The organism is Streptomyces bobili (assembly GCF_002154575.1).
Taxonomy (GTDB): domain Bacteria; phylum Actinomycetota; class Actinomycetes; order Streptomycetales; family Streptomycetaceae; genus Streptomyces; species Streptomyces bobili.
This window is the reverse complement of the sequence record NZ_MUBA01000412.1, coordinates 1-6,040: the sequence shown is the minus strand read 5'-3', so window position 1 is coordinate 6,040 and position 6,040 is coordinate 1. Positions and strand designations below refer to the sequence as shown.

The following is a 6,040-nucleotide window of genomic DNA, read 5'->3' as shown; positions in this document are numbered from 1 at the left end:
TCACCAGTCCGTCCTGCGCGCCGCCGCGGCTGAGCACGAGGTCGCGGACGCGGTCGCGGACGCCCCGCACGTCGGCGCCCCGGGCGAGGGCCTTGTCGAGGTCGACGACGCGGCCCGCGTCGAGGTCGAACAGTTCGGGGACGAAGGCGGCCTTCGTCACCTCCCAGCGGGCGCCCGGCCGGGCGGGCGGGGCGAAGCCGAAGCGGGCCACGCTGGAGCGGTTGGCACGCGGGTCGACGACGCCGGCGCGGTTCGGGGTCTCGCCGGCCACCTGGTCGCCCAGGCCGTAGACGACCCAGGTGCCGTTGACCTTCTCGTACGCCTGGGGCACGTGGGCGTGGCCGCCCAGGATGAGGTCGATGTCGGGGCGTGTGCCGGTGCGGGAGGCGGTGAGGGTCCTGGCGAGGGTGAGCTGCCGGTCGTCGGGGGCGTCCTGCCACGGCGTGCCCCAGTGCAGGGAGACGACGACCACGTCGGCGCCGGCCAGGCGGGCGTTCCTGGCATCGGCGACGATCTTGTTCTCGTCGATCAGGGAGACCGCCCAGGGCTGTCCTTCGGGGAGCGGCACTCCGTTGGTGTCGTAGGTGTACGCGAGGTGGGCGACCTTCGCGCCGCCCGCGCGCAGCAGGGGGACGGCGGCGGCCTCGGCCGCGGAGCGGGCGGTGCCGGTGTGCCGTACGCCGGCGGAGTCGAGGGCGTCCAGGGTGCGGCGTACGCCGTCGGGGCCCGTGTCGAGGCTGTGGTCGGAGGCGGTGGAGCAGCTGTCGTAGCCGGTGGCGGCGAGGGCGCCGGCGAGCTGGGGCATGGAGGCGGCGGCCGGGTCTGCCGGGCTGTACACGGTCTCCAGGTGACAGAGCGCCAGGTCGGCGCCGGCCACCACGGGCTGGATGCCCGCGAACATCGGGCCGAAGTCGTGACCGGTGCCGCCGGCGTCGAAGCGGGCCCGTTCGATGACCGAGCCGTGCGGGAGGATGTCGCCGGTGGCCACGAGGCTGAAGCCGCGGTCCGCCGAGGGTGCCGGGCGTCCGGAGGCGGATTCGCGGTCATGGGCCTGGCAGGCCGCGGCGGCCGTGAGGAGGACCGTCAGGGCCAGGGCCACCTGGTGTCTGCGCGCGATCACCGAATCACCTCATTCTATATGGAAAGTCATATTTACGCACGTATCAGTAGTAATCCACGGGTGGAGACGTACGGCCCCGGCGCTCCCGCCGCCGGGGCCGGATGCGCGCGATCGGCGTAGCCCGGACCGTTCGTCGAACCGTTCGTCGACGCGATCGACCGTCCGCCGCAGACCGTTGCGCGCGCTCTGTCCCGAACCGGCGCCCTGCGGTGCCATACGCCCATGACCGCCGGGACCCTCACCGCCAGGACGACGACCGCCGAACACGAACTCGCCGCGCTCCAGCGCGAGCACGGCCGGCCGCTCTTCGCGCTGCTGCTGAGGCTGTGCGACGGCGACCGCCAGCGCGCCGAGGACCTCGTCCAGGAGACCCTGGTGCGGGCCTGGCAGCACCCCGAGGCGCTGCGCACCGACGCCTTCGACTCCGTACGGCCCTGGCTGCTCACCGTCGGCCGGCGGCTCGCCATCGACGCGCGGCGGGCCCGGCAGGCCCGGCCCGCCGAGGTCGGGGACGCGGTGCTGGAGAACGCGCCGGTCTGCGGCGACCACGCCGACCGGGCCGCCGCCGCCCTCGATGTGCGCGAGGCTGTGAAGACACTCACTCCGCAGCACCGTGAAGTCCTGGTGCTCGTGTACTTCCAGGGGGCGAGTGTGGCGGAGGCCGCCGCGGCCCTCGGCATCCCGCCCGGTACCGTGAAGTCCCGCGCGTACTACGCGCTGCGCGCCCTGCGCCGGGTGCTTCCCGGTTACGCGCCCGACCTGGGCTGAAACCCACGGTCGAGTCAAACCTCCGTAAAGCGCCTTGCCTTGGACCCCGGTTGAGTAATCGGGTGTCCTTATCCGTGTTCCGGATGGGGCCCGGTCGCCGGTTTTCCGGCGCCGCAGGAAGCGCACGCACCGGAGGAAGGCAGGAAGGGATGCTGCACAGAGGTCATCAGAGCACGGACGGCACCGGCGGCGGGGAACTGACGGTCCCCATGGCCTGGTTGTACGCCGAGTACATCGCCGACGAACTGCTGCGGACCGGCGATCTCATGCCGCCGACGTCCTTCGAGTTCCGCGCCGGACGCGACGCCCTGGCACTCACCGTCTTCCTGTCCGACACCGAAGGCGAACTGCCCGGGATCCGGGTCGTCACCCAGCTGGAGACCTGGCTCTCGCTCACCGCGTACGACCAGCCCTGGCAGGACTGGGTCGCCGGACGCATGGCTCAACTGGCGGCCGAGGCAGCCGAGTCGGAGGGACCGGACCCCGATCTGGAGCTGGCCTCGGCGGCCTGGCGCTGGCTGGAGGAGACCGAACTGCTCGCCCCCGACCTCAACGCGGTGCCGGGCGGCGCGCCCCCCGGCGAGGACGAGGGACCCAAGATCTGGACGCCCGCCTGGCAGCTCGGTCTGCCGCTCGGACACCTCGCGATCCACCTTTTCTAGCCGTTCTGGATTCGGACCAATCCATGGGCCGGACCGCTCCGAACATCTGGGTCACGATTCGGTACGCGACTTGAGTGATTCCGCTGACTGGTGCGTACCGGTGGGAGCAAGGAGTAACCCCACTGGCACTCAACGGCACGAGGTTTCGGCATGAGGTCCCTGGAGAGGCATCGCGACGTCGGCGCGTACGCGCTGGGCGTGCTGGACGAGGCGGAGGCCTTCCGTTTCGAGGACCATCTCATGGAGTGTCCTCGCTGCGCGGCGGAGGTCACCGAGTTCGGCGCCACCACCCGGCAGCTGATGCTGTACCGGAGGGCGACCCCGCGCGCCGTGCACCCCTTCGCCGGACCCGGTCCGCAGCTCCTCGACCGGCTCCTCGGCGAGGTCGCCACCCGGCGCCGGGCCGCCAAACGCCGGCTGCTGTACGCGGTGGCCGCGGCCGTGGTGGTCGCCGTCGCGGGTCCCGCGCTCGCCATGATGGCCGGTGGCGGCGGGAGCGGTGCGGAGCCGGTGCGGGTGGTGGCCGCGACCGACCAGAAGTCCGGCGTGTGGGCGCAGGTGACGGCCGGGGACGAGGTCTGGGGCAGCCAGGTCGAACTGGAGGTGAAGGACGCGGCGGGACCGCGCGCCTGCCATCTGATCGTCATCGGCCATGACGGCTCGGAGGAGATCGTCACCAGCTGGATGGTTCCCGACCACGACGCCCGGCCCAACACCATGAAGGGCGGCGCGACCATGCAGTCCGACCAGATCGCGCGCTACGAGGTACGGACGATGAACGGCGAGACGCTCGTCGTCCTCAAGGCCGGCTAGCAGGCCGAGACCTGGCGCCCTACTTCAGCAGCCGTGACATCCGCCGGTCGGCCAGCGGCTTGCCGCCCGTCTGGCAGGTCGGGCAGTACTGGAGCGAGGAGTCGCTGAAGGACACCTCGCGGACGGTGTCGCCGCAGACCGGGCAGGGCTCGCCGGTACGGCCGTGGACGCGCAGGCCGCTCTTCTTCTCCGCCTTGAGCCGCCCGGCCGCCACGCCCCGCGAGCGTTCCACCGCCTCCGTGAGGGTGGCACGCAGGGCCTCGTAGAGGGTGCGGGTCTCCGCTGGGGTGAGGGAGGCCGCCAGCTTGAAGGGCGACATCCGCGCCGCGTGCAGGATCTCGTCGCTGTAGGCGTTGCCGACGCCGGCGATCAGGGACTGGTCGCGCAGCGCGCCCTTGAGCTGCCGCCGCTCGCCGGACAGCAGGGCGGCGAAACGTTCCTCGTCGAAGTCGGCGGCCAGCGGGTCGGGGCCCAGCCGGGCGACTCCCGGCACCTCCTGCGGGTCCCGTACGAGGTACACGGCGAGGCGCTTCTGCGTGCCGGCCTCGGTGAGGTCGAAGCCCTCGCCGGTCTCCAGGGCGACACGCAGGGCCAGGGGGCCCTTGCCGGGCTTGGGCGGACCGTCGGGGAGGCGGTCCTTCCAGTGCAGCCAGCCCGCGCGGGCCAGGTGGGTGACGAGGTGGAGCCCGTCGTCGGTCTCCAGGTCGAGAAACTTCCCGTGCCGGCGCACCGCGGTGACCGCCCTGCCCTCGACGGCGGCCAGGGGCGGGTCGTACGTCTTGAGCACGCTGATCGCGGCGGGCAGGACCCGCACGATCTCGTGGCCGACCAGGTGCTCGGTGAGGAAGTCCTTGAGCGCTTCGACCTCGGGGAGTTCCGGCATACGTCCAGAGTGCCATCCGCGGGCCGGGGGTTCAGCTCCGCTCCGGCATGGCGAACTCGCACCACACGCACTTGCCGCCGCCGCGCGCCTCCACGCCCCACACGTCGGAGAGCAGCTCGACAAGGAGCAGTCCGCGCCCGGAGACGCCCGAGTCCCCGGCCTCGCGGCGGCGCGGCAGGGCGCTGGAGGAGTCCTCGACCTCGACGCGCAGCCGACGGCCGCCGCCGGTGAGGAGGCGCAGGGTGACGATGGCGGCGCCTTCGGTGTGCATGAGGGCGTTGGTGACCAGTTCGTCGGCGACCAGCTCGACGTCGTCGGAACGCTCCTGGGCGCCCCAGGTGCGGACGGCGGCGCGGATCATGTGCCGGGCCTGGGTGAGGGCCTCCGGATCGCCGGGCGCCACGTGCTGCTGGAGCCTGCTGCCGGCCTGCGGGGCGTCCGGGGCGCGCCGGCGCAGCAGCAGGAGGGCCACGTCGTCGTCACCGCCACGTTCCTCGGCGACCTCGATGAGCCGGTCGGCGAGGGCGCGTACGTCGTCGGGGCCGGTGGCGATCAGCTCGGCGAGGGCGCGCATGCCGTCGTCGAGGTCGGCGCCGGGCTGCTCGACCAGCCCGTCGGTGCACAGCAGGAGGGTGTGGCCGGGGTCGAGTTCGAGGGTGGCCACGGGATAGTCGAGGCGGCCGAACTCGGCGGACAGGCCGAGCGGCAGCCCGCCGGGGACGGAGATGCGCCGGCAGGTGCCGTCGACGGCGCGCACCATCGGGTCGATGTGGCCGGCCCGGACCATCTGGACGACCCCGGTGGCGAGGTCGGCCTCGGTGTAGAGGCAGGTGGCGAAGCGGTCGGTGTCGAGTTCGTGGAGGAAGACGGAGGCGCGGGCCATCACGGTGGCCGGGGTGTGCCCCTCGGAGGCGTAGGCCCTCAGGACGATGCGCAGCTGGCCCATGACGGCGGCGGCGTGCGTGTCGTGGCCCTGGACGTCGCCGATGACGGCGCCGACCCGCCCGCCGGGCAGCGGGATCAGGTCGTACCAGTCGCCGCCGATGTCGCGGCCGTGGGAGCCGCCGATGGTGGCGGCGCGGTAGCGGACGGCGACGTCGGCACCGGGCACGCTGGGGATGGTGCGCGGCAGCATGGCCTGCTGGAGGCCCTGGGCGATGTCCTTCTCCTGCTCGTAGAACATGGCCCGTTGCAGGGACTGGGCGATGCTGCTGCCGAGGGCGACGAGGATGTTGCGTTCCTCGGGGGTGAAGCCGTGCCGGTCGCTGTAGAGCAGGCCCATCGCGCCGATCGGGCGGGCCTGGACGATGAGCGGCAGATAGGCGGCCGAGGTGATCTTCAGGTCGGTGAGGTGCGGCCAGAGCACCGGGTAGCCGGCCGCGAACTCGTCGGGCGACTCGATGAACCGGGGGGTGAGGGTGCGCACCACCTCGCTCATCGGGTACGGCTCGTCTATCCGGGTGACGAGGGTGCCGGGCACGAAACTGCCCTCGGGGCCCTCGGCGATCAGCCGGATCCGGCCGGCCTCGACCAGGCCCATGACGAGACTGGTCGCGCCCAGGTGGATCAGTCCGTGGGTGTCCTTGAGGACGTCGATGACGTCCTTCACGGTCCGCGCGTGCGCCAGGGCGGCGGTGGTGAGCTGGACGACGTTGGTCTGCTCTCGGCGCGCGTCGTCGAGGGCGGTCTCCTCGCGGTGCGCGGCGAGGTCGCGCAGTTCGTCGCTCGCGTCCCGGACGATGCCGATGATCCGGCGCGGGCGGCCCGTGTCGTCGCGCCGGATCATCGGCATCG

At 72.6% G+C, this 6,040-nt stretch carries 6 protein-coding genes; 3 read left to right on the top strand and 3 right to left on the bottom strand.

Translation table 11 applies throughout. The features are described from left to right. Nucleotides 1–1,120 (bottom strand): CapA family protein (locus BZL64_RS28360; protein ID WP_086772021.1); only part of this gene is annotated, 1,120 nt, incomplete at its 3' end. A 222-nt stretch (nt 1,121–1,342) separates the two neighbouring features. On the opposite strand from BZL64_RS28360, the gene BZL64_RS28355 reads away from it, so the two are divergent. From BZL64_RS28355 to BZL64_RS28345, 3 genes are all read left to right on the top strand, one after another. Next, entirely contained in the window at nt 1,343–1,888 is a 546-nt protein-coding gene (locus BZL64_RS28355; protein WP_086772020.1) for a sigma-70 family RNA polymerase sigma factor, read from the top strand. A gap of 149 nt (nt 1,889–2,037) precedes the next feature. Beyond that, nucleotides 2,038–2,550, top strand: a complete 513-nt coding sequence (locus BZL64_RS28350; RefSeq protein WP_086772019.1) for a hypothetical protein — start codon at nt 2,038–2,040, stop codon at nt 2,548–2,550. Between the two features lie 150 nt (nt 2,551–2,700). Then, nucleotides 2,701–3,363, top strand: a complete 663-nt coding sequence (locus BZL64_RS28345; protein ID WP_086772018.1) for a zf-HC2 domain-containing protein — start codon at nt 2,701–2,703, stop codon at nt 3,361–3,363. A gap of 19 nt (nt 3,364–3,382) precedes the next feature. Here BZL64_RS28345 and BZL64_RS28340 read toward each other — a convergent pair whose 3' ends face one another. Both BZL64_RS28340 and BZL64_RS28335 read right to left on the bottom strand, forming a co-directional pair. Next, nucleotides 3,383–4,246, bottom strand: coding sequence for an Fpg/Nei family DNA glycosylase (locus BZL64_RS28340; RefSeq protein ID WP_086772017.1), 864 nt, complete (start codon nt 4,244–4,246; stop codon nt 3,383–3,385). Nucleotides 4,247–4,277: 31 nt separating this feature from the next. Continuing rightward, on the bottom strand, nt 4,278–6,040 hold a 1,763-nt coding region (locus tag BZL64_RS28335), incomplete at its 5' end, for an ATP-binding SpoIIE family protein phosphatase (protein ID WP_107430358.1).